Annotated in this window: 14 protein-coding genes; 2 read left to right on the top strand and 12 right to left on the bottom strand. The window is 52.1% G+C overall.

Annotated elements, in window-relative coordinates; translation table 11 throughout:
• Positions 1-16: 16 nt before the first annotated feature.
• The 12 genes from RAC89_RS30395 to RAC89_RS30340 form a co-directional block, all read right to left on the bottom strand.
• Entirely contained in the window at positions 17-2,263 is a 2,247-nt protein-coding gene (locus RAC89_RS30395) for a helix-turn-helix domain-containing protein (RefSeq protein ID WP_306617396.1), read from the bottom strand.
• Between the two features lie 126 nt (positions 2,264-2,389).
• A complete protein-coding gene (locus tag RAC89_RS30390) occupies positions 2,390-3,922 on the bottom strand; it encodes a response regulator transcription factor (protein ID WP_306617395.1) in 1,533 nt (510 codons plus the stop codon).
• Positions 3,919-5,649 (bottom strand): cache domain-containing sensor histidine kinase, encoded by a 1,731-nt coding sequence (locus RAC89_RS30385; RefSeq protein WP_306617394.1) that lies wholly within the window; start codon positions 5,647-5,649, stop codon positions 3,919-3,921. The genes RAC89_RS30390 and RAC89_RS30385 overlap by 4 nt, the downstream gene beginning before the upstream one ends.
• Before the next feature lie 198 nt (positions 5,650-5,847).
• Complete coding sequence (locus tag RAC89_RS30380; RefSeq protein ID WP_306617393.1) at positions 5,848-6,972, bottom strand: glycoside hydrolase family 88/105 protein; 1,125 nt, start codon at positions 6,970-6,972, stop codon at positions 5,848-5,850.
• 102 nt (positions 6,973-7,074) lie between these two features.
• Positions 7,075-8,715 (bottom strand): extracellular solute-binding protein, encoded by a 1,641-nt coding sequence (locus RAC89_RS30375; RefSeq protein ID WP_306617392.1) that lies wholly within the window; start codon positions 8,713-8,715, stop codon positions 7,075-7,077.
• 41 nt (positions 8,716-8,756) lie between these two features.
• On the bottom strand, positions 8,757-9,629 hold the full coding sequence (locus tag RAC89_RS30370) for a carbohydrate ABC transporter permease (protein ID WP_284645074.1): 873 nt from the start codon (positions 9,627-9,629) through the stop codon (positions 8,757-8,759).
• 19 nt (positions 9,630-9,648) lie between these two features.
• Entirely contained in the window at positions 9,649-10,605 is a 957-nt protein-coding gene (locus tag RAC89_RS30365; RefSeq protein WP_306617391.1) for an ABC transporter permease, read from the bottom strand.
• Positions 10,606-10,806: 201 nt separating this feature from the next.
• The gene (locus RAC89_RS30360) at positions 10,807-15,447 is read right to left on the bottom strand and encodes a family 43 glycosylhydrolase (RefSeq protein ID WP_306617390.1); all 4,641 of its coding nucleotides are present in this window, start codon (positions 15,445-15,447) and stop codon (positions 10,807-10,809) included.
• 207 nt (positions 15,448-15,654) lie between these two features.
• The gene (locus tag RAC89_RS30355; protein WP_306617389.1) at positions 15,655-15,882 is read right to left on the bottom strand and encodes a hypothetical protein; all 228 of its coding nucleotides are present in this window, start codon (positions 15,880-15,882) and stop codon (positions 15,655-15,657) included.
• Between the two features lie 541 nt (positions 15,883-16,423).
• Positions 16,424-17,314 (bottom strand): carbohydrate ABC transporter permease, encoded by an 891-nt coding sequence (locus tag RAC89_RS30350; RefSeq protein ID WP_306617388.1) that lies wholly within the window; start codon positions 17,312-17,314, stop codon positions 16,424-16,426.
• Entirely contained in the window at positions 17,314-18,198 is an 885-nt protein-coding gene (locus RAC89_RS30345) for a carbohydrate ABC transporter permease (RefSeq protein ID WP_306617880.1), read from the bottom strand. The genes RAC89_RS30350 and RAC89_RS30345 overlap by 1 nt, the downstream gene beginning before the upstream one ends.
• A gap of 134 nt (positions 18,199-18,332) precedes the next feature.
• Positions 18,333-19,676 (bottom strand): ABC transporter substrate-binding protein, encoded by a 1,344-nt coding sequence (locus RAC89_RS30340; protein ID WP_306617387.1) that lies wholly within the window; start codon positions 19,674-19,676, stop codon positions 18,333-18,335.
• Between the two features lie 278 nt (positions 19,677-19,954).
• Between RAC89_RS30340 and RAC89_RS30335 the strand changes: the two genes are divergently transcribed.
• Both RAC89_RS30335 and RAC89_RS30330 read left to right on the top strand, forming a co-directional pair.
• Positions 19,955-20,707 (top strand): response regulator transcription factor, encoded by a 753-nt coding sequence (locus RAC89_RS30335; protein ID WP_306617386.1) that lies wholly within the window; start codon positions 19,955-19,957, stop codon positions 20,705-20,707.
• Positions 20,634-22,523: a cache domain-containing sensor histidine kinase gene (locus RAC89_RS30330; RefSeq protein WP_306617385.1), complete on the top strand. Its 1,890-nt coding sequence runs from the start codon at positions 20,634-20,636 to the stop codon at positions 22,521-22,523. The genes RAC89_RS30335 and RAC89_RS30330 overlap by 74 nt, the downstream gene beginning before the upstream one ends.
• Positions 22,524-22,651: the final 128 nt, after the last annotated feature.

Here is a 22,651-nt window from a genome sequence, read left to right as displayed (position 1 = left end):
TGTTCGGTGACCTGGACTACGTCGATTGGCTGCGAAACTCCCCCGGCGTAGTTGACGTTATTTTCTTAAAGGCGCGATTGAAGGACATATAGTTGGTGTACCCTACCCGGGTGGCGATCTCGTGTATGGATTCGTTCGTCTCTCGCAGCAGCCCCTTAGCATGTTCGATTCGGACCTTTGCTACATAGTCCACAAAGTTTTCTCCGAATTCGTCCTTAAATAGACGGCTCACATAGCTAGGACTCATCTGAAATCGTTCGCTTAGCAGTGACAACGACATATTCGAGTCAACGAAGTGCTCTGCGATGAATTTTCTTACCTCTTGAATCATCTGATGGTTGCTTCTGCTCTCACGAAGCTGTTTAAGCTTCATCGCGTTATCCGCCAGGAGTTGATTTACATCTTTCCTAAGCTCTTCGAGTGTATCGAAGGTTTCCAACAGCTCATTCAAGGCCGGTACGACTTCATGCTTCCAGTGATCTTGAATCTCCGTGGGCAGCTCCATCATTTCGCGGAATAGATAATAGATTAAGTAGTTCATCAAATTAATAATATCGTCCCTTGATAGCAGTCCGGTTCGCAGCTCCTCGAACAACGCATCGAACAGCTCTTGCCACTCCTTCTCGCCGAGACGATACGATTGAGATAGCATACGGATGATTTGAAGCCCTTGGTACAGCTCCGTTTCTGCCTTGCCGGCCAGATCACTTTGCGCGATGACCCGATCGCCTCCTAGCACGGACTTGTACTTGATCGCTTCCATCGCATCATCGTAGCTGCGGCATATGTCCGCAACCGTAGAAGCGGCACTGCCAACCGCCATCGTTACTGTAAACTTCAGATTCGCGGCCACCCAGCGGGTCATATCCCTGCCGATGTCGATCACCTGGCTCTCACCGGAATCCTGCAGTGGGATTTCTTCAAACATAAACAACACTCCAAGCTGCCCCTTGCTTACCCATTCCTGCCAGACGGGAATCGAGTGATGCTTCTGTGCCAGCTCCTCTATGACATTCCCTAATGCATAACGCAATAGCTCTTGGCTCTGGTGCGTATACATCTGGCTGAAGCCCGAAAGCTTGTCAATCTCAACAAGTCCGACGATGAAATGCCGGTAGTGGGTAGCGAAGCCGAAGCGTTCGAGCTCTCTCTCCCATTCCTCACGCTCGATCCTGCGGCTTCCTTCAATGAGCTCGTGGAAGAAATGCCTCCGCTTAAACACGATATCTTCTTTGTTTAGCTTACGGTATTCGTCAGACTTTTGGATAATCTGGCTGAGGGTCGATTCGATGAGCAAAAATTCATCTTTGCCGGGTGACGAGACCTGCATGGAGCCCTCGTTCTGACCTGAATAAGCATTCAGCCGTCGCATAATACTTTCCACCGGCTTGTAGTTTTTTCGGGATACGAATATAAGCCAAGCGAGGCCTAACGCAATCGTTACGACCATAAGTATGATCCACAGATAAGAAGTTCGCCCCAAAATATTGAGGAAGCTCCCACCAACCATGCCGCTTCGCAGCTCCCAGCCGGTGTAGGTGGATACAACGCCTGACAATTCTTCATTCTGGTCCACTTCTACCGTGCTCTCCTGTATACTTCCCTCTGTGCCTAGCCAGAAAGCGCCTGATCTATCGTAGAGACGGATGAAGCTGATTTCGGTTCCGATCATATTCTTCAACAGTTCGCGAAGGGAAGAGACGGACACATTCACAACCATGATGCCCTTTTCACCTGTGATCAAGGGAATATTGCGGGTGATGGTTACTACATTTCGGGCATTCTCGTTAAAAGCACGAATCTCTCTCGGGTCGGACCACCCGGGTCTCATAGGCCCATTGAGCACCTGCTCAATGTAATTTCTATCGAAGAACTGCTCCAGCGGCTGCATGGATTGATGACTCAGGACGACACGATCGGAAATTCGGTATAGATAGAGCGAATCGATGAGGGGGTTCGAGAGCTTCAGCTGGTGTAAACGAAGCGCCGCTTCGTTAGCAGTAATATACGGATTGCCTCCATTGGAGAAGAAGAGATCGAATTCATTGGAAATAATCTCACGGTTCATCAGCTCGTTGATGGCACGAAGAGAAAAGTCCAGTGACTGCAGGGCCTGACTGGAGAACACCTCGTTGGCACGGGCGGTTTCCTTCTTAGACAGCTCGGCAGAGCCAAGCATGAAGATGACAAGAAGAATCGCAGGCACGAAGATAAAGATGGGAATATAGGAGATCAGCAATCGGTTGAACCAGCTTGTTGCCACAAGCATCTACTCCTTCCTGTCCTATTCCCATCATACCCACTTTGGATGTTTCCTGCAATCGTTAGAAAAACCGGGCTATCTCGTCAACGACTTGGCCGACATGCAATTGCGCCCGATTTAAAGGTGTCACTGGCCCATCTGCTTGCGGTATTCTTTGGGGGAGACTCCCGCTATTTTGTTGAACATATGCGTGAAATAATTGGAGTCGTTGAAGCCGGTGGCCTCAGAAACTTCGAATATTTTCATATCTGTGCTTTTCAGAAGAAGCTTCGCTTTCTGTACGCGCAGGTTCTGAATATAGCCGGTTACACTTTCCCCGGTTTCCTTTTTAAACAGATTGCTGAAGTAGCTGGGGTTAAGATGAACATGAGCTGCCACCTCGGCCAAGCCGCATACCCCCATGTAGGATTCTTCAATAAACCGGATGGCCTGCTTGACCGGATTATCATTCTTACTAGCAAGCCAGTTATTGTGGGATTGCAGGAATTCATGGATGTATCCCTGCAGCCATGCCACAATATCCTCCGGTGTCGCGCATTTGTAGACAGAATCCCACTCTATGGGGCGCACGGCCATTTGCCATTCGGGAAACTGAACCTGCACCAGCCGGAGAATGGCGGCAGCCAGCAGCAGCGCTTCAATCTTGGCGGTTTGCGGGGGCAAATGGCTGATCCGGACGGTTTGCTCCTGCAGCTCCCGGCTCAGCCTGCTGTTATCCTCCGACATCAGCCAGGTTACAATTTCCTTCTCCTTCTCGTAAAGCGCCGTCTGGTTGAGCAGCGATTCATTGGCAATACCGTGGTCCCTGTCCCCTTCCCGGCGATACCGTCTGTAGCTCTCGCGCAACTCCTCCGTGCTGGCGCATAGTCCTTGTCCGCTGCATTCAAGAGCCAGCTTCAGATAATGATGGACCGAATCGGTGAGGATCTGCGGCCATGAGGGGGATGTATCCGGCCGGGAAGCACTTCGGTCCACCAATAAAGCCCACTCCGATGCGTTCAAGGGAAACAGGCGAAAGCCGCCGGGAAACCATTTATTCAAGTGCTCTCCTGCAATATTGGCGAAAGCAAACTGCAAAAGCGGCACATCCTGGGCGGAATAATGCTTCTCCGGGGGGAAATAGGTAGGAATTCGGAGAAAATGCAGCTCGCATTGCTTCATCCGCTTCAGCAGAGCCTCCACCTCTTCACCGCTGCAGGGCATGCCCATAATAGCCGAGCGCAGCTCGCTGTCTTCATGCTGGCGCTTCCAGCCCTCCACCAAGTGCTGGGACTGGCTTTCTTCAATCAGCTGCACATAAATCCGGTCGAGTACGCTTAATATATCCGTTTCCACACATGGCTTCGTGATAAAGTCCAGCACCCCGAACTTGACGGCGGACTGGGCATACGAAAAATCCTTGAATCCGGTTATAATCACAATCTTCGTCAACCAGCCGCGGCTTCTGATTTCCTCTGCCAGCTGCAGCCCATCTATATGGGGCATCCGGATATCGGTCAGCAAGAGATCCGGAACACATTTCTCCATCATGAGCAAGGCATCCCGGCCATTGGCCGCTTCCCCCGTCACCACCCACTCGGCGGAGCGCTTCCCCGCCAGCTTCAGCAGCCCCTTGCGGAAATTGGGCTGATCCTCTGCAATAAACAGCTTGCCCTTCATTCGTTCCCCTCCTCATGACTCCCCATTGTCCCGGATTGAATAGGAAGCGTCATGTGAACAACCGTTCCTTTCCCTATACTGCTTGTAGTTTCCACGCCATATGCGGGTCCGTATACCAGTTGAATACGCCGCAGCACACTTTTGTAGCCGATTCCCGTCTTATTGCCGTCCGACAGCACACTCTCCGCCTCCGTCAAGATTTTTAGGGTTTCCTTATCCATGCCGCATCCGTTGTCAGCCACCTCGATATGCAGCGCCTCATGGAACAGGAACGCTTTAATCCTTAGCACCCGATCTTTCTCCATATCACGGAAAGCGTGTACAAAAACATTTTCCACCACCGGCAGCAGGAGGGAACGCATCATCCGCAGATGCAGCAGGGACTCCTCCGCTTGAATAATCGTTTCAATCTCACCGGTGAACAGCTCTGTCTGGATCTTGATGTAATTGCGGATCTGATGCAGCTCTTCACCAAGAGTCGTGTCCGTCTGGACAGATTTAAGGGAATACTTCAGCATCTCCGAGATGGCGTTGATCAGAAGCGCCGTCTCCTCCTGGTCGTTGCTGTACAGCTTCCAATACAGCTCATTGAACAGGTTGTGCAGATAGTGGGGGTTCAGCTGGGCCTGGATGGCTTTCAGCTCTGATTCCCTCTGGCTGATCTGGGCCAAATAAACCTTATTGATCAGCTCGCTCACTTGCTCCGCCATGCTGTTGAAGCTGTCTCCGATGTAGCCCAGCTCATCGCCGGAATCCACTTTGACACGGACTGTGAAATCGCCGGAACGCAGCATACGCAGTCCCTGCATCAGATGGGACAGAGGAGTCAGGAGCGTCCGGGTGGAAATCGTAATCAACAGTGCACTGAGCAGGATCACACCGATGCCGGCAAAGGCCAGTACCTGGATGATGTCTTTATTTTTCCTCTGTATCTCCTGCAAGGAAGCCCCTCCATATAGGGTAAAACCGGCCGGAATGAGCTCGTGGCGGACAAACAGATAGGTGATGCCATTCATTTTGACATAACGGGGATAATTGGCTCCTGTCAGCTGCAAGAGCTGCTCCATCTCACTCTGGTCAGTATTGGAGTAGAGCATACCGCCCATAGGCTCCAGCAGCAGCACCTTGCCGCTGCCGTTCTCTGTAAGATCCCGCAGCACCTTGGATACCAGGCTTTCCTCCATCACCAGCACCATAGTGCCGTACGGGATCAGCTTCTCATTAAGCATTCGTCTGGCAGCAACCAGAACCGTTCTGCGGCCGTCCGGATCAATGCTGCTGGCCGCCTCGGCCCGGCCCCAGACCATATTCCCCCGATGGGGCTTAAGCTTTTCCATCATCCTGTTCAAGTCTTCCGTTCCCGGCTCTCCCGAAGCACCGGTTTTGGAGAGAACCGTCATTTCCCCGTTCTCATTGTACAGGAACACGGAACGGATGGACGGCGCATCCACGAGCAGCATATTCAACTGCTCTTCCACATACTTGCGGTTCTTGAATTCGGTGTAGGAATCGCTTACAGGGAAGATGTTCTCCCTAAGGAACTGTTCGATGGACGGATTCAGGATAATGGATTGGGATACCCGGTTGATTTCCTGGAAGGACATCTCCAGTCTGGCCAAAGCCTGTTCGTTGGCAATGGAGAACTGCTTGCTGATTTCATCCTCCATTAACTGGATATTTGACTGGTAAACCATCCAGCCTGCCACGGCAAAGGCAAGTGTTACCATACACGAGAGCAGCACGATCAGTTTGATCTTGAAGCTGCCCTTTATTTTTCCGGCTATATAACCCGGCCAGCTTGTCGGATGCAGTCGGCTCCCCTCCCTTGAATTTCATATGTATTATAAAACGCTTCCTTCCAAGCAAACAAGGTTTTCATTTTACCTGTCTACATAGGAAGGAAGCGCGTCATGTTCCGATCCGGTTTACCCGTATATTGTTAAGGCTTCATACAAGGCAATAAGTGCAAGGGACTGTCCGTATGCCATCGGCTTGATGGCAATGTTTTTATAATGGTCTTTATCCATACCCATACCGGTTCCGGCCGACACATTCAGCACGGTTCCATCCCCGCTGATATTTTGACAAACCGCCTGGATAGCCTTGTCTGCAACAGCCTGATAGGAGGAATCCAGAATACCCGCTTTTATGCCTTTTAGGATACCTGCGGCGATTGCAGCGGATCCGGATACCTCTTCATAACTGGTAGGGTCTAGCAGGACTGTGTGCCAGAGACCGGAATCGGCCTGGAGCGGAGCCAGAGCATTGACCTGAGCCTTATACGTATCAACCAGAAATTGACGGACGCCTGGATTCATCGTATCCTGGCATGTTTCCAGGTAATCGACGAGGCCGTAGGTGAACCAGGAATTGCCGCGGCACCAGAAGATGCTGCCGAAATTATCATTGCGCTCGAAACTCCAGCCGTGGAAGAACAGTCCGGTATGTTTGTCGTACAAGTACTTGATATGGAGCAGAATCTGGTGTACTGCTTCTTGCTCCCACTCCGGCCGGTTGAACTTGCGCCCCGCCTGGTTCAGAAACAGAACCGCCATAAAGAGCGTATCAATCCATAACTGCCCATTGTGCAGGTGGATTCCATCCCGGTTGCCAATAGCAGTGACGGTATGCTGGAAGCCGCCTTCTTTGGTTTTGGGCAGCTCTTGAACGAGCCAGTCCGCGTGATCTCGGCATAGCTGTTCCAGCTGACTGGAAGGCTCAAGCTGATCCAGGAGCAGAACCATAGCCAGATATGGGGCGGTCGTATTGATGTTTTTGGACGGCAGACCTACCTCCAAATTGCGGGAGTACCAGCTCTGAAAAAACTCCTGAAATCGGTGATCGCTGTAATACGTCTGCAGCTTGTACAGACCATAAAGACCTACTCCCTGGGGCCAGTCCCATTCTTCTATACCGAAATCCCGCTGGACAATCCCTTTTCTTGTATCGGCCTGGACCACGGTTTTATCCTTTTCATAGTCGCTGCCGCCCAGATTCATAAGCTTGTCCACTACCAATCCAATATTTTGAAGCAGCATTTCATTGGTCATGATACTACCTACTCCTATTCCTATAAAATGTTCCGAAAGCAAACTTGGCCCGGCCATTGCCGAACCAAGTCCGCACTCATCGTATTGCAGGCCCTTCAGCCCTTACTTGTGTTGGGAACGGACCAGCTCCAGAATATCCTTACCCAGGAAGGCATTCTTCTTGTTTTCTTTGTACCAAGTATTCATGAATTCCTCAATCTGCTTACCGCCGCCTTTTTCCCAGGCAGCTTTGGCATCTGCAACGGCCTGCTCAGGGGTATATTGGGCCCCGCCGATAATGCCTTTGGTATAAATGTCCTTTATTTCCTTGTCGACATTGGTATTGATCACTACCAGGTCGCTCGGCAGGGTAGGCATATGCTCATAGTGACTCAGAGCGGGATACTGGGCCTCGGGATTCAGCAGAAACTCGTCGGCTTTCTTCAGCATGTCGAGACCTGCCTTCTGGTCGGGATTATTCACGTCGAACGCCGTGGTGGAAATCAGAAGCGGATTCTCCGGGATGGAGTAGAACATGGAGTAGTCCATGGCCCAATCCAGCTCCTTGGCATTCTTCGCAGGGTCAATGACTTTTGGGAAACCGTCCGCACCTTTTTTCCAATGCTCTCCCTCCATTCCTTTTTTCAAAATCAAACCGTTCTCCGGCTTGATCATGAAGTTAATATACTCCATAGCAGCCTTCGGATTTTTGGCAGCGGCATTGATCACCGTCGTCATTTGAACCGGATTGACCACATGATGAACGAATTGACCCATGGGCGACTTCGGCTGCGCCATCGGCGCAATTTCCGCCCCCGGAACCACCTTGCGGAGCGTTTGGATGTCCGTTACCGTACTCTCAAACCAGTTGGTGATAGCAGGAGGGAGATACACGCCTACTTTTCCGTTCAGATAATCCTGCTTGGCTTTGGCTCCATTCTTATCGGCCAGGTAATCCTTATCGATAAGTCCTTCCTCAAATAACCTTTTCTTGAATTTAAGTGACTCCAGCGTATTATCCCAAGTCCTGATAATCCTATCATCACTGGAGATTTTCCAGCCGTACGAGCCGAACATGGAATCCACCATGCCATCCGAGGTGTAGCTCATATTGGTTCCATACGTATCCTTCTTCCCGTTGCCGTCAGGATCCTGTTCAACGAATGCTTTCAGAACGACAAGCAACTCGTCGGTGGTTTTCGGAACCTCCAGCTTCAGCTTCTTTAGCCAATCCATCCGGATAAAGGCTACACTCTGCAGATGGGGCTCATTAATTTTGCCGATTTCGTACAGCTTGCCGTCCGGCTTGGTGCCTATTTTGCGAAGCTGAGGGTACTTTTGCAGCAGCTTCTCGTATTCAGGCGCATATTTCAAGTAATCGTCCAGAGGCATCAATTGCTTCTGCTGGTACAGGGAATTCCGGAACCCCGTATCATAATCATTGACAATATCCGGCGCACTGCCCGATGCGAACAACACATTCAGCTTCTTAACTGCCTCTGCCCGGGCCACCGGCACATACTTGGCCGTAACGGGAGAATGCTCGTTGATCCACTTGGTCCAACGGTTCTCCTCAACCGTCCCCTCCGCTGCGGGAATATTGCCCCTGTCATAGTTGGAAACGGTAATTGTGGCTTTTCCTTCGGCTTGCCCCGTTGACCCCTCTTCCTTCTGACTGCAGCCGGCTGCCCCTGCTGCCATAACCGTCGACAATCCCAGTGCCAGCATCATCTTCATTCTTTTTCCGGATGTTTGTCCAAACATGTGGAATCCCCCTCAATCTATGATTCATTTCATTATTGCCGCTAACCTTTGATAGAGCCGAGCATAATGCCTTTGACAAAATACTTCTGCAGGAACGGGTATACCGCAAGCATGGGCGCAACCATAACCATAACCCCAACCGCTTTCAGCTTTTCGGATACCATTTCCTGCTGCTGCACCATATCCATGGCCGACATATTGAAGTTCCCCTGAATTTGCAGCATCCCCTGAACGATGACCGTAAGATTCTGCAAATTCGTCTTATTAATGTAAAGAATAACACTCATGAACATGTTCCAGTAGCCCACTCCGTAGAATAACGTCAGCGTAGCCAGCATGGGAAGAGACAAGGGCAGGATGATGCGCATGAGCAGCTGGACTTCTCCGCAGCCGTCAATCTGGGCTGAATCCACCACTTCTCCCGGGATGCTCTCAAAGTAGCTTTTCATAATCAGCATATTATAGGTGCTGATCAGCCCGCCAAACCAGAGGGACCAGTAAGTATTGGTCAAATGCAGGCTATTCATGACCAGATAAGTAGGGATCATGCCTCCGCTGAAGAGCATGGTGAACAATGCGGCCGTTGTGATCGGCTTGCGGGCGTAAAGGTAACGGCGGGATAAAGGATAGGCCGTCAACACCGTGGCCAGCATGCTTAAGGAAGTTCCGCCTAAGGTAATGATCACACTGTTGTTAAAAGCGCGCAAGGCCGGCGTATTCTCAAAAAAGTACTTATACACGGTGAAATCAAGCCCTACCGGCCAGAACCAGACTTGACCCAGGTCAACCGCATGCCCCGAGCTTACGGACAGCGCCATCAGATGCAGGAAAGGCAGGATGCAGGTGAGCGCTATGATGATCAATACCACATGAATAAAAATGACAAATATCTTTCCGCCTGTGGATTCCTTCAAGAGGATTTCCCTCCTTTCTTCAGAATAATCCCTGATCGAATTTACGGGCCAGCGCATTTGCCGACAGCACAAGCACCAATCCGACAAAGGATTCAAACAAGCCCATAGCTGTAGTCAGGCCAAACTGGGCCTGCTGCAGCCCCACTTTGTACACGTAGGTGCTGATGACCTCCGCTTTCTGCAGGACCGTGGGATTCTGCAAATTGTAAACCTGATCAAACCCTACTTCCATCAGACGGCCCATACCAAGAATCAGCAGCAGGATAATCGTAGGACGGATGCCCGGCAGGGTGATATGCCAAATCTGCCTAAGCTTGCCTGCGCCGTCCATTCCCGCGGACTCGTAAAGGCTGGGGTCAATGCCGGCGAGAGCGGCGAGATAAATAATAGCGCTGAAGCCCATCTCCTTCCACATGCCGGAGCCGATAAAGATAGCGGTCCATGAGTCTGTGCGGTACAGAAAAGGCACCGGCTCCATCCCCCACTGCCCCAGCAGCTTGTTGATGGTACCGCCGTCGATGGAGAACACGGTCAGGATAATGCCTGAAACGATAACCCAGGACAAAAAATGCGGCAGATAAATAATGGTTTGAATCCAGCGCTTCACCCAGCTCTTCCGGACCTCATTCAAGGCAATGGCAATAATAATCGGCGCAGGGAACCCGAAGATCAGGTTCAGAACGCTCAGGGTAAGGGTATTCCAGATAATTTGCAGCGAGACATTGGACTGGAATAAAACCTCGAAATATTTCAGCCCCACCCAAGGACTTGACCATATGCCATCGTGAAAATTGTAGTTCTTGAAAGCAATCACAAGACCGCCCATAGGCAAGTAGCGGAATATCAGATAATAAAGCACTCCCGGTATAAGCATGACAAAGAGCGGAATATTTTGCCGAAACCGCTTTGTCTGGTAAAAAGCCTCTTTGGCCGCCGGTGCTCTATCCGTTCCTACGGCGGCAGGCGTTGTTTTCATGGCTCCCCCTTCTTTCCTGCTGAAAGTTTTGTTATTTGTGATGCTTATAATGTACCGCGGTTCGTACATTCCGAGCCTTAAGAATCTTTAGGTCTTTCTGTGCGATTTTTGTTTCTCACGCGGGACGCAAGAAAAACAAGGAGCCGGGCGGATTCCCGCTTGGCTCCTTGGTTTGTTTACCTGCAATCCACTTGGGCCGCCTTAGTTGCTGCGCCACGCTATAAAGCGCGCGAGCATGGCGGATACTTCCGCCCGGGAGACAACACTGGCAGGCTCCAGAAGATTCCCCGATTTGCCGTTAAGAATACCTGCCGATACCGCCCAATCGATGGCATCATTCGCCCAGACGGACACCTCGCCGCTGTCCGCAAAGCTCTTGCCAGTGCTGCTTGCAGCAGGCTGTCCGGCGTAACGGTGCAGGACAGTAATCAATTGTTCCCGGGTAATGGAGGCTTCAGGGGTACTGCCATCGCTGATCCCGGAATCGATAGCCCAGTCTTTCGCCTTGCTGTACCAATATTCCCCGCCTTCCGTCTCAACGCCATGGAAACGGGCCAGCACGGTAAATAGCATAGCGCGGCTCAAGGATACATCGGGAGCGAAGACTCCCTGCTCCGTTCCGAGCAGCCATTCGCGGCTTGCTGTGAAGGCAATCGCCTCCGCAGCCCAATGACTGCCAGGCACATCCCGGAAAACAACCTTATTGTCGATCAGCTTCACCGTCATATTGCCCTTGGCTGTAAAGCTCAATCCCGCTTCGGTGATAACCGTTCCGATCACTTCCTTGGTTCCGTTTTCCCGAACCGCATAGGCCACTGTGGAAGCAGAAGCATTCTTGAACGGAATGGTGACCCTCGCTTGCGCTACGCCTCCGGGCAAATGGACAGTGGCAGTTACTTCCCCCAGAGAACTCGTGGCTGCCTCAACCTTGACTCCCTGCGTATCCGTGGTGACAGAGCGGCTGCTTCCATCGGGCTTGCTCACGGTCTCGCGCTTGCTTCCATTCTGCTTGGTGACAACCTCCGTAATTGTACCATTGCGTTCTTTCGTTATCACTTCACGGTCGCCATTCGGCCAGACAGTAGTCTCCGTCACCGTACCGGTTGTCTGATCGGTGGCGCTGGTGGTCGTGCTGCCATCCCCATTCTTGACCCCGGTAGGCGGCGTAGTTGGTACGACAGGATTGCTGCCGCCACCCTGGGGACTGCTGCCGCCACTTTGAGAATCTCCGCCGCTTTCACCGCTGTCGTTATCATATACACCCACAGTTACAATACAAGAAGCTGTGAAGCCGCCGTCTTCCGTGGTTACCGTAATAACGGCTGTTCCGGGGGCATGAACCGTCACAAGCCCATTTCCATCCACAGTAGCTACAGCCGGCTTGGAGCTGCTCCAGGCGACCGTCTTGTTAGCTGCGCCAGCGGGTTGCACATGGGCGGTAAGCCGGACAGTCGAAGCCCCATGGTTGGTATAAAGTTGGGCGGTGGTCTGGTTCAAGCTCACACCCGTCACATGGATCGGCGGAGTCCCCGGTTTAATGGTCAACTCCACATGGGGACTGGCTTTATGGGTATCTGTCTCAGGGTAACGGACCCAGTAAGTCCCGGGAGAAAGATTTGCAATGGTATCCCCTTCGACCCTCAACCAGGTGCTCCCCATGTTGGAGGACCATTCCATGGAAGGGCTAACCCCGGTGATGCGTCCATCATTGGCCCCAACCGCTGTTTCATTGGTGATCTCGAGCCCCTCGGGTGCAGCCTTCGGTCCTCCGGTAACCAATGCTTTGAAATCGTCAAAATCGATGGAGGCGTTAGCATAGCCATCGATGCCGAACAGCTGGCCGGTCAGCTTGTCGCCGCCTGTGTGGCGGAAGTTGTAGTCAGTGGCCACCACAACATCGTCTATATAGACGGTATAAGTCTTGGCGACCCAGTTGGCCACCATCTTGATGTTGTACCATGTATTGTACTGAAAGTCTTTGACTTTGATCTTAGTTGACGCATTCTGGACTACAACTTTCCCCATATCAAAAGCCGTGACCATGGAATAATTGCCTGTACCGCTGTCATTTCGCATCATAGCGCCATTGGCATACTGGAAGCTGGTGTTTAATCTGGCGCGGTATTCGATGACAATGCTCTGATCCAACTCAGACTTTACCTCGCCTGCATACGGCAGGAACAGGTTGGCCTTGCCCGAAGTAGCGGTTGTGGTCAGCCGTAGGAATTGATTCCCGGCCTCTTCCTGCACAGTGGCGGTAGCGCCATTGGTCAGAGCTTCGGTGGTGATGCCGTAAGGGTACTTGCCGACCGTATCGCCGGAGAAATCACGGTAAGCGTTATAGATTACGCCGTCCTGAATGCTGTTCAGCGAACCTAACAATGCGGCTTCCGCTTGAGCAAGCTTATCCAGTTCCTCGTCAAACTGCTCTTTGCTCAGATCGGCGTTTGCGGCCATCTCTTCCGCCTTGTTCACTTCAGCCACGAAGGCATCATACTTGGATTGGCTATAGTTGCCCAGCCCATCGCCCAATGGATAAGAGAAGCTCGCCAGCTTGCTGCGGAGTTGATTCACAATCTCATCAAGGCCCCATCCCGGAATCACGTTGACGGCAATAGTAGAAGGAAAGTTACGGCCATCCAGCTTCAGGGTAACAGGCACCTGAACCGTACCAAGGGAGTTGAAGTCAAGTCCCTCCGGCTCCCAGCTGACAACCTCTGCCTTCTTTGACTGGCGGTTGTAGACAACGTCAACAACGCTGGGCTGCCTAGGGGTTACTCCGGAAGGAATCCTTACTGCGGAAGCAACCTGAACCGCATCGGAAGCTGCAATAACGGTCACGTTGAGTGCTGCCTTTTTACCGTTGTACTCGGCTGTGATAAGAGCTGTGCCCGGTTTAACGGCATACACGGATTGGGTCACAGAATCCGAATCAATCCCGACCACCCCGGGGTCGCTGCTGGTATACTGGGCAGCCGATGTGACATTCTGAACCTCATAGTTGTTATAGCGTGCCGTTACCTGCAATGGCCCGCTTGTCTGCCCGCTGGTCAGGATGCGGTTTAATCCTTCCATGGCAACGGACTGCACTGCTTTAGGCTCCGCGGCAACGGTCACTGCAGCTGTGGCCGTTCTCCCGTTATATGTGGCAGTGATTGTGGCATTGCCCGCACCTACGGCCTTCACCCTAACCCCTCCGTCAATAACGGCGACCTTCGTATCGGAAGAACTGAAGCTTGCTCCTGTGTCAACAGCGGTATAGGTAGTGCCTGTTACGGTATACAGGGGCAAGCTGCGGATTTCACCCAACCCCAACGTGTACCCCGGGGCATCGAATAACAATTCCGATGCATCCAGCTTAAATAGATCTAAGCTGTCGATGTCGGCAAAATTGTTCCCCTTCGAGAAGCGGAGGATATTGCTGCCTGCCCTAAGATGGACCTTCGCCGTGGAGAGTCCCCAACGATTCTCGCCGGAATAGACGATGTTCAGATTAGATCCGGAGCCCCCGTTGACCGACAAGATATGGGAGGCATCAGCCGCATTGGGTGAACCGTTGGCATTGCGCACGGAAAGCATATAAAATCCCGCCTCCGGCACGTTTATGGTAAACTGGACAAAATCTTTGGCGTTCTTGACGTTGGCGATCTTCATCCCGCCGGATGCGGTGCTTTCCAGCCGGACAGCGGGACCGGCTGCGCCGCTGGGGTCTTTCGCCAACAGGGCGTGCTCCGCTTCATAACGCTTGCGTACCGGCTCGCCCGAAGGCTTGGCAATCGGAATGTTCGGATCAGCGGGCGCTCCCAGGTTCGGCGTATTGTCTGTATTCCAGGTGAATTTCTGCGTGTAGACTTTACGGGTCCATCCCGATCCCGGCCAGCGGGCGGCATGGTAGATGATCCAGTCCTCCGTGCCATCAGGAGACGTGACGATGCTGTGGTGGCCCGGGCCGTTAACGCCATTGGCGCTTGAGAAGATCGGCGTGTCTCTTTTCACCCAGGAGCCCGGATTCATCAAATCGTCGCCAATCTTGGCCGTGATCAGCCCGAGGCAATAACTGTCTGTCCAGCTCCCGTTTGCGGAATAGACCAGATTAATCGTATCGCCCTTTATCGTGACTTGCGGGCCTTCATTGATTCTGGCCGGGGACGATTCCCAATCATGTTCCGACGTTGAGAGCAATACCCGCTCCGAGCTGATAGTCCGAGGATCACTCATCTGCGCAATATATAAGTTCTGGAAGCTTCCGTCCGTTTCTTCCCAACCGGACCAAATGAAATAGTGTTTTTCATTTACAGTCAGCACAGTGCCGTCGATCGCCCAACGGTCGGTAGAATCGGTTATCTTCCCTTTGAACTCCCAAGTGCCGGTCAACGGATTTTCACTGGCGTTCTCCAGCACGTACATACGGTGGTTTGCGTTGGTTCCGTTGTCAGCCGCGAAGTAAATATACCACTTGAATTTGCCGTCGGTATCCTTGAGATAGTGCATTTCCGGCGCCCAAACATTGGAGCTGTACATGGTGCCCTTAACCGGTGTCCATGCCAGGCGCCTCTCGCCCGCCTCAATGCCTGTGATGGTCTTCGATCTGCGGATCATGATGCCGCTGGAGTTGACAAATACATTGTAATAGAAGCCGTCCGTGTGCTTGTAAACCCAAGGATCGGCTCCTGTCTGCATGATGACATTGTAAAAATCCGACACATTCTTCCCCTCCTGTGCAGACGCCGGGTCTGGCTTAGCCGGCGACGGTTCTGCGGCTGCAGCCACTACGCTCCATTGTGGCAGCATCAGCAGCAGTGCGAGACAAAGCAGCAGATGTCTGAATTTTTTTCTTACCATGTGCAATCCTCCTTAGAATCATATCACCCTGTTTGCCTAATAGCGTCCATGTTCACTTGCAGAAGTCAATAGATTCCCCGCGGTACGAAATGAAGAAGCACCGCCTCTCAGCCCTCATGAGCCCATTCCCTCAATTTATTTGTAACCGTTTTCCAATTTGGCTGCATAACCCACTTGCTCTAGGTCGCCATCGGCACCCTTCGCAAGTCAAGGATAGCCGTGTCTCCGCAAACCTACAGTTGCAGCCCTTTCGCTTGACTGGCCCAGGGAGTCAGGCGATCCTCCGGTAACTTCCATACTTTCGCTAAGAATGGTTTCATGCCGTATCAATTCAGCATTACTCATTGTCTTACCGATCAAAGCAGGGTTGGCTCCTTTCATCAGCGAGTTAAGATAATCTGATGATACAGCATAGGCGATATTGGTCAGCAGCATTACGAGTAGTACCGCCAGGGACACAGCAAAACAAATCAACTCCCCCCATTACAACAATTCCTCCTTTGGGAATTTTATTTGGAGCTGTTTGGCAGAAAGAAAATGATTTCTAGCAAAAAAAACGCTTTCCTTCTCACAAAAAACTTCGCTCCATGGATGCTTACACTGTACTGTTATCCCTCCATTCCTAGCCTTAAGAATCTTTAGGTCTTTCTGTACTATTTTTGTTATTTACCTAAATCCGCCTTCAAAAGGACTGTCCAACTGCGGGTGATCGAGTAGGAGACTTCATGTCGCGCGAAGGTTGAAGCAGGCTTGATCATTGGCCAGAAGGCCTTTAATCGAACGCCTCCCCCTCCCGTTCCGGTTCGACAGGAAGGGAGGATATATGAAATGAGTACTTTTTGTTTTGCGCAGAATTTCAGACTAAGCTCGGAAAAGCGAACTGGCCCTAACAAAAAAACAGCGCTAGTCTTGGACAAATAGTGCCCTTGACATCCGCTGTTTAATTAAACTCTTACATGGGCGTCCTTTAAAATCCTTACCCCTTAATCCCTGTCGTAGCAATCCCTTCAACGAAATATTTTTGGGAGAAGAAGAATAACAGCACCGGCGGCAGAATCGCGAGCATGGACATGGCAAGAATTTGGTTCCACTCCACATTGCCCCCGGTCGAGTCAATGGACATGCGCAGCGCGAGGGAGAGCGGGAACTTTTTCACGCTATTGATAAAAATAAGAGGATTGAAAAAGTCATTCCACGTCCAGATGAACTGAAAAATCCCCGCCGAGATCAGTGCCGGTAAGCAGAGGGGCAGCAGGATGCGGAACAAGATCGACGGAGGACTGCATCCGTCCATCACGGCGGATTCATCGAGTTCGCGCGGCAACCCCCGGAAGAACTGTACCAGCATGAAGATAAAGAACGGGAAGCACCCGAACGCCGCCGGCACGATGAACGGCCAGTAACTGTCCAGCCAACCGAGGTTCCGGAAGATCAAATACCGCGGTATAAGGACGACAGTGTGCGGCAGCATCAATGTCGAAATCATCAGAATGAACATCAGGTTACGCAGCGGGAATTTGAATCGGGCGAAGCCGTAGGCGACGAGTACGCTCGAAGCCACGGTCAGCAGCACCGTAGGAACCACTAGTAAGAACGTATTGAAAAAGAACGTACGGTATGAATATTGACCTGTCCCCCCCCAGCCCTTCACATATGAGTCCCAGACGAATTCGCTTGGCCACAGGCTGACCGAGCCGAACAGATCGGCATTCGTTTTGAAGGAGCTGAAGAACAGCCAAATCATCGGGTAGACCATGATCCAGCCGAGCAGCAGAAGCGCCGCATGTTTGATGATTCGGCGTAGCGAAGCCGATGAGGCTCTCGTGCTTGCACTCATAGGCGCGGATGTGGATGCTGGCAGCGACATTAGTTTTTCCCCCCGTCCTCATAGTGAACCCACGATCTTGCCGAACGGAAGATGAACAGGGTCAGAATCAGAATCATCGCAAACAGGAGCCAGGACAGTGCCGAAGCGTAGCCCATCTTCATGTTCTGGAACGCCTCGTCGTAGATCTTCAGACCGAAGAGGTATGTCGACTTGAGCGGTCCGCCGTTGGTGACAACGAAGGCTGCGGTGAATTCCTGAAGAGCATTGATGGTTTGCATCACCAGGTTAAAGAAAATAATCGGCGTTAGCAGCGGAATCGTAATCGCCCACAGCATACGGAGCCGGCCTGCGCCGTCTACCATCGCCGCTTCGTACAGCTCATGCGGAATTTGCTTGAGGCCGGCCAGGAACAGCACCATGGAAGAGCCGAACTGCCAGACGACGAGCAGACTGATCGTACCAAGCGCGATCTGCGGACTGCCCAGCCAGTTAATCGGCGGTATATACAGTGACGACAGCACTTGATTAACGACGCCCTCCTTCATGAACAGGAAGCGCCACAGGATGGAAATGGCCACGCTGCCACCGAGAATCGAGGGCAAATAGTACACCGTCCGGTAGAAGTTTACGGCTCTGCTCTTCATGTTCAGCACCAGTGCAATGAACAGCGCGAACGCGAGCTTGGCCGGTACTGCAATGAGCGAATAAATAATCGTGACCTTGATCGACTGGAAGAAATCCTTGTCATTCGTCATCATTTTCACGTAATTGTCAAGGCCAATGAACTTGCCGGGCTTCACCACGGTCGAATCGGTGAACGAATAATAAAACGACAGCACCAACGGGTAGAGCTGAAACCAGAGAAACCCAATAATCCAGGGAGAGACGAAGAGCAAGCCCCATAAGGCGTTACGTCGATACATGTTTTTCAAAGTCAGCTGCTCCTTTCCGTAGGGAAGGGGCGATGATAAAGGCGACGCCCAGCCCGCCTAAGCGAACATGGACGTCAGCTTAAGAGCATTCACCCTTGCAATTGCGTAGCTTAAAAATCTCGCGTTTATTTCGCTTTCAATTCATTTAGCTTGGCAGTGAAATCCTTTAGTATATCATCCGCTGCCTTCTCCGGCGTGGCTTGATTATAGATGAGCTTTTGAACCATATCCTTGACGATTTGCGCCAGCTCGCTGTTCGTGCTGATCACGTTCGGAGCGACCGTCGGCTTGGCGATAGCCAGATCCAGTCCCTTGGAAATGTCCGCGCTGAGCTTGCCGGCATCCTGCAGCGCCTGACGTGCCGGCGTTGAAGCCGGGATGCCCCGTTGTGTATTCAAGGTGGTTGCCGCTTCCTTGTCATTAATCAGATAGTTAACGAACTTCGCCGCTTCCTCCTTGTTCGGAGACTCCTTCCAAATCGAGAAGCCGACCCCTGCGATGACCGGGTTGCCCGATTGCTTCGCGCCCGGATTCTCAGGGAAGGCGCTGACGCCGATCTTTGCATTCGGAATCGCTTGCTTGTATTTATCCAGCGCCTGCACATAGTCGATAAGCAAACCGATTTCGCCCTTGACCCACTTCGGATTCTGCTCGATCTTGCCGACGAAGGCCGTGCTCTCGCCAAACGGCTCGACCGCGCCGCTTTTATATAGATTCGACAAGTAAGTGAGGCCATCAGTTAATTGCGCTTTATCGAAGCCCGGCGTAAAGTCGTCGTTCACCCAGCCCTTGCCCGATTTCTGCATGATGTACGGCTGTAGGATCAGCTTGTTCAGCACGTCGATATCCGCTGTCAGCAGGTAGGAGCTCTTATCCTTGTCGCGAATCTTCTTGCCTTCCTCGATGAGCTTATCCCATGTCCATACCGTATCAGCCGGAATGCCGAACTTTGCCATAAAGTCTTGATTTACAATGGTCGCGGCCGCAAACATCCCTGCTGGAGCCAGCACCGGAGTACTCTTGTACGATCCAAAATCCTTCATCACCCCTTCCGGCACTTTCGACAAATCCAGCTTACCCTTCACGGTGTTCAGGTCGAGCAGGAACTCATTCATGTCGACGCTCCACTCGTACGAGAACTGGAAAATATCCGGTGCCGTCTTCCCGGCGAACTGTGTCGCCAGTTTCTTATTGAAACCGTCAAAGCCCATATACTCGGCCTCGATTTTCACATTCGGATTCAGCTTCATATATGCGTCGATGGCAGCCAGCGTCGCCTTATGGCGCGGGTCGTTGCCCCACCATGAGAAGCGGAGCGTGACCGGCTTGCCGGACTTGTCATTCCCTGCCGGAGAGTTGCCTCCCGCCGTTTGATTTTCCGAGCCCGCCTGGCCGCCGGTGCAAGCCGTGGCCAGCAGCATGGAACTTATCACTGCGAATCCCGCCGCAGTACGTAGTTTTTGTTTCATAGAAATCCCCCTCAAGTGTATATTGTTTACGCCGTCTGACTTGATGTCATGGTTATGTTGCAGCTTTCATTCACTTTGTTATCGTGGCGCCCACTAACAACGTTACATGAAAACGCTTTACCAAAAAAGGTACTTCACTTTGGGGCTTTCGGATCTCCATCCTGCCTGCTTTTGAAAAAGTATCATTTCTTTGGATAATAGTCGATTTTTGACGATTTGCCTATCTTTATTCCTATTGCTCCGGCGGCTGCGATATAATAGATCCGGGGGTGAAGCTCATGTATAGACTCGCTGTTATCGACGATGAGTCGCACACACGCGACACGCTCTGCGGTTGTTACCCGTGGGAGCAGGCTGGCTTCCAGATCACCGCACAGCTCAGCAATGGCAAGGAAGCACTTAAGTACTTACTGCAGCACGAGACCGACGCCATCCTTTGCGATATCAAGATGCCGCTCATGAACGGCATTGAACTGGCTAAGGAAATCTATGAGCGCAAGCTGCCGATTCATGTTATCCTCCTGAGCGGGCTGCGTGATTTCGAGCTGGCCCGACAAGCAATGAGCTATGGCGTGCGGCATTATCTCGTCAAGCCGGCGAAATATAACGACCTGCAATCCGTGCTGTCGACGCTGAAGCAGGAACTTGATGCCGACCCGAAACGAAGCTGCCTTGCGACCGAATCCGAAGCTTCTGGACCGGACATTCAAGGTATCGAGCATCCGGTCATTCAGCGCATACTAAATTATATTGAAGCCGACTACCGGACGGTAACGCTGGAAGATGTCGCTCAGCTTGTGCACATGAATTCTAGCTATGTCAGCTCCTTTTTCCGCAAAATCACCGGCCAGAAGTTCTCCGATTACGTCCATGCGATTCGTATGCGCAAGGCTGCCGAACTGCTGCAGGAGCACCGCTGGAAGGCATTAGAGGTAAGTGAAATGGTGGGATACGCTAATGCGAAAAATTTTATCCGCGCTTTTAAGCAGTATTACGGGACAACGCCGGGTAGGTACAAACACGAACATTAGATATGTCAAGCAGAGCGACAGTACCCTGGCACGTAAATTTTTCTCGGACAATCTGCGCCGCATCATCGTTCTGTCCTTGATTCCGCTGGCTGTGCTAGGCTCGCTCTCCATCTTTATTGCCGACCGGTACATAAGGCACTCCGTAGAGCAGAACAGCGAAAGTCAATTAACCCAGTTGAGCGAGCTGACGCAGGTGATTCCTGCGGAGCTGGATTCCCTAAGCTTGAGCTTCGAGAAGGATCCGAAGATCAAGACAAGCCTGCAGGCTATTCTCAATACAGAATCCTTCTCGTTCGAGGAGTTGGAAGCGCTTTTTTATCTTCGCAACGTCATTGACGTCCCGGCCAATTCCAAGCCTTTTATCCATTCGATCTACGTCTATTACGATAACCCGTACGGTCGCTTTCTCAGCTCACGCGACGGCGTGGCACAGCTGGATACTGCGCTGGACCGGCACTGGTTCGAGCTCTTCCGCACCCAGAGCTTTGCTCCGGAGGAGCTGAAGACGGAGCGCCGTATGCTTCCTCAGAACCTTAGCACTAATCATTCCGTCGAGGTCCTTACGGTTTACATGCCTTTCGCCTTGTCCGTCGAGGGCGGCTACCGCGGTTTGATTGCGATGAACGTGCTGCCTGCTTATTTCAAAAAGACGCTCCAGCAGCTGAGCAGCTGGACAGGCAGCTATCACTACATCGCCGACGCAGGGGGGATGCCGCTGATGCATTCGGATCCGTTCGGAGGCGGTGTTCCCTTGCCTATGACCGAAATGAACGCTGCCATGACGGATAGCAGCCGCAGCCTGCAACGGTTTGCCCATCAGGACAATTGGGTCAGCGTTATGCAGACGCCGCGGCTGCAGTGGCAGGCCGTCTCCATCATCCCAACGGCTGCGCTCTACAGCCTGCCTCGGACGATTGTCTTAATGACTGTAGGGCTTGCACTGCTTTCCTTGCTGCTTAGCGCAATGTATGCGCTCTGGATCACGCGCAAAAACTACCACCAAATCTCGCAGATCATCCATGTTCTGGATGCGGCCGATCAGGCGGAGGATAAAGAGACAAGCACCCCTGGCCCTGGACCTAGTCCGATTCAAGATGTGTATGAGCTGATCGTACGAAACATCCTCGATACTTTCCTTGAACAGAAGTATCTGCGCATCCAGCTCTCCGAGCGGCAAGTTAAGATGGAATTGCTTGAGCTCAAAGCACTGCAATCTCAGATGAATCCGCATTTCATGTCCAACACGCTGCATTCGATCTACTGGAAAGCGTTCCAGCTGACGCGTTCCCCGAACGATGCCTGCGCCATGATCGAGCAGCTCAGCGATCTGCTTGAGTATGCGCTGCGAGGCTCGGACGACGCCGTGCAGCTCAAGGATGAACTGGCGAACGTCCGCGGCTACATCGAGCTCCAGCGCACACGCTTCGCTGAGAAGCTGCAGGTGCTGTGGGAGGTAGACGAAGGGGCCGAAGCATGTCGCGTAGTAAAGATCAGCCTTCAGCCGCTCGTCGAGAACAGCATCCACATCGGTCTCGAAGCCCAGCAGGAGCTCATGATCAAGATCCGTTGCCGTTTGCGCGGAGATCAGCTGCTCGTGACCGTCATCGATAATGGCCCCGGCATGAGCAAGGAACGGCTCACAAGGATCCACGAGTCGCTGTACAGCGACGCTGCGCCCGGCAAGCATCTCGGGCTGGCGAGCACGAGCAAGCGGCTCACACTTCATTATGGCCGCAGCCCGCTGCTGCGCGTGCGGAGCAAGGCCGGGCTCGGGACGGCGATTACGCTGACCTTTCCCCAGGAAGGATTGAAGTGAGGGGTAGCAAGATTTCTAAAAATAAGTGTTAGACTGACCCCAAAAAACAAACAGCAGCAGTCTTGGACAGAATGATATGCTCTCCATACGGTAGACAGGTGAAATAATAAAAAGCCTGCTACTGTGAG

It is taken from the genome of Paenibacillus sp. GD4 (assembly GCF_030846225.1).
In the GTDB taxonomy this organism is placed as follows: Bacteria; Bacillota; Bacilli; order Paenibacillales; family NBRC-103111; genus Paenibacillus_G; species Paenibacillus_G silviterrae.
This window is presented reverse-complemented; position numbering and strand designations above follow the sequence as displayed.

Coding starts and splice junctions, on each gene's coding strand:
- RAC89_RS30390 (WP_306617395.1), bottom strand. CDS start 3,922: ATGAAGGGCAAGCTGTTTATTGCAGAGGATCAGCCCAATTTCCGCAAG.
- RAC89_RS30385 (WP_306617394.1), bottom strand. CDS start 5,649: ATGGTAACACTTGCCTTTGCCGTGGCAGGCTGGATGGTTTACCAGTCA.
- RAC89_RS30380 (WP_306617393.1), bottom strand. CDS start 6,972: ATGACCAATGAAATGCTGCTTCAAAATATTGGATTGGTAGTGGACAAG.
- RAC89_RS30375 (WP_306617392.1), bottom strand. CDS start 8,715: ATGTTTGGACAAACATCCGGAAAAAGAATGAAGATGATGCTGGCACTG.
- RAC89_RS30365 (WP_306617391.1), bottom strand. CDS start 10,605: ATGAAAACAACGCCTGCCGCCGTAGGAACGGATAGAGCACCGGCGGCC.
- RAC89_RS30360 (WP_306617390.1), bottom strand. CDS start 15,447: ATGGTAAGAAAAAAATTCAGACATCTGCTGCTTTGTCTCGCACTGCTG.
- RAC89_RS30355 (WP_306617389.1), bottom strand. CDS start 15,882: ATGCTGCTGACCAATATCGCCTATGCTGTATCATCAGATTATCTTAAC.
- RAC89_RS30350 (WP_306617388.1), bottom strand. CDS start 17,314: ATGTCGCTGCCAGCATCCACATCCGCGCCTATGAGTGCAAGCACGAGA.
- RAC89_RS30345 (WP_306617880.1), bottom strand. CDS start 18,198: ATGTATCGACGTAACGCCTTATGGGGCTTGCTCTTCGTCTCTCCCTGG.
- RAC89_RS30340 (WP_306617387.1), bottom strand. CDS start 19,676: ATGAAACAAAAACTACGTACTGCGGCGGGATTCGCAGTGATAAGTTCC.
- RAC89_RS30335 (WP_306617386.1), top strand. CDS start 19,955: ATGTATAGACTCGCTGTTATCGACGATGAGTCGCACACACGCGACACG.
- RAC89_RS30330 (WP_306617385.1), top strand. CDS start 20,634: ATGCGAAAAATTTTATCCGCGCTTTTAAGCAGTATTACGGGACAACGC.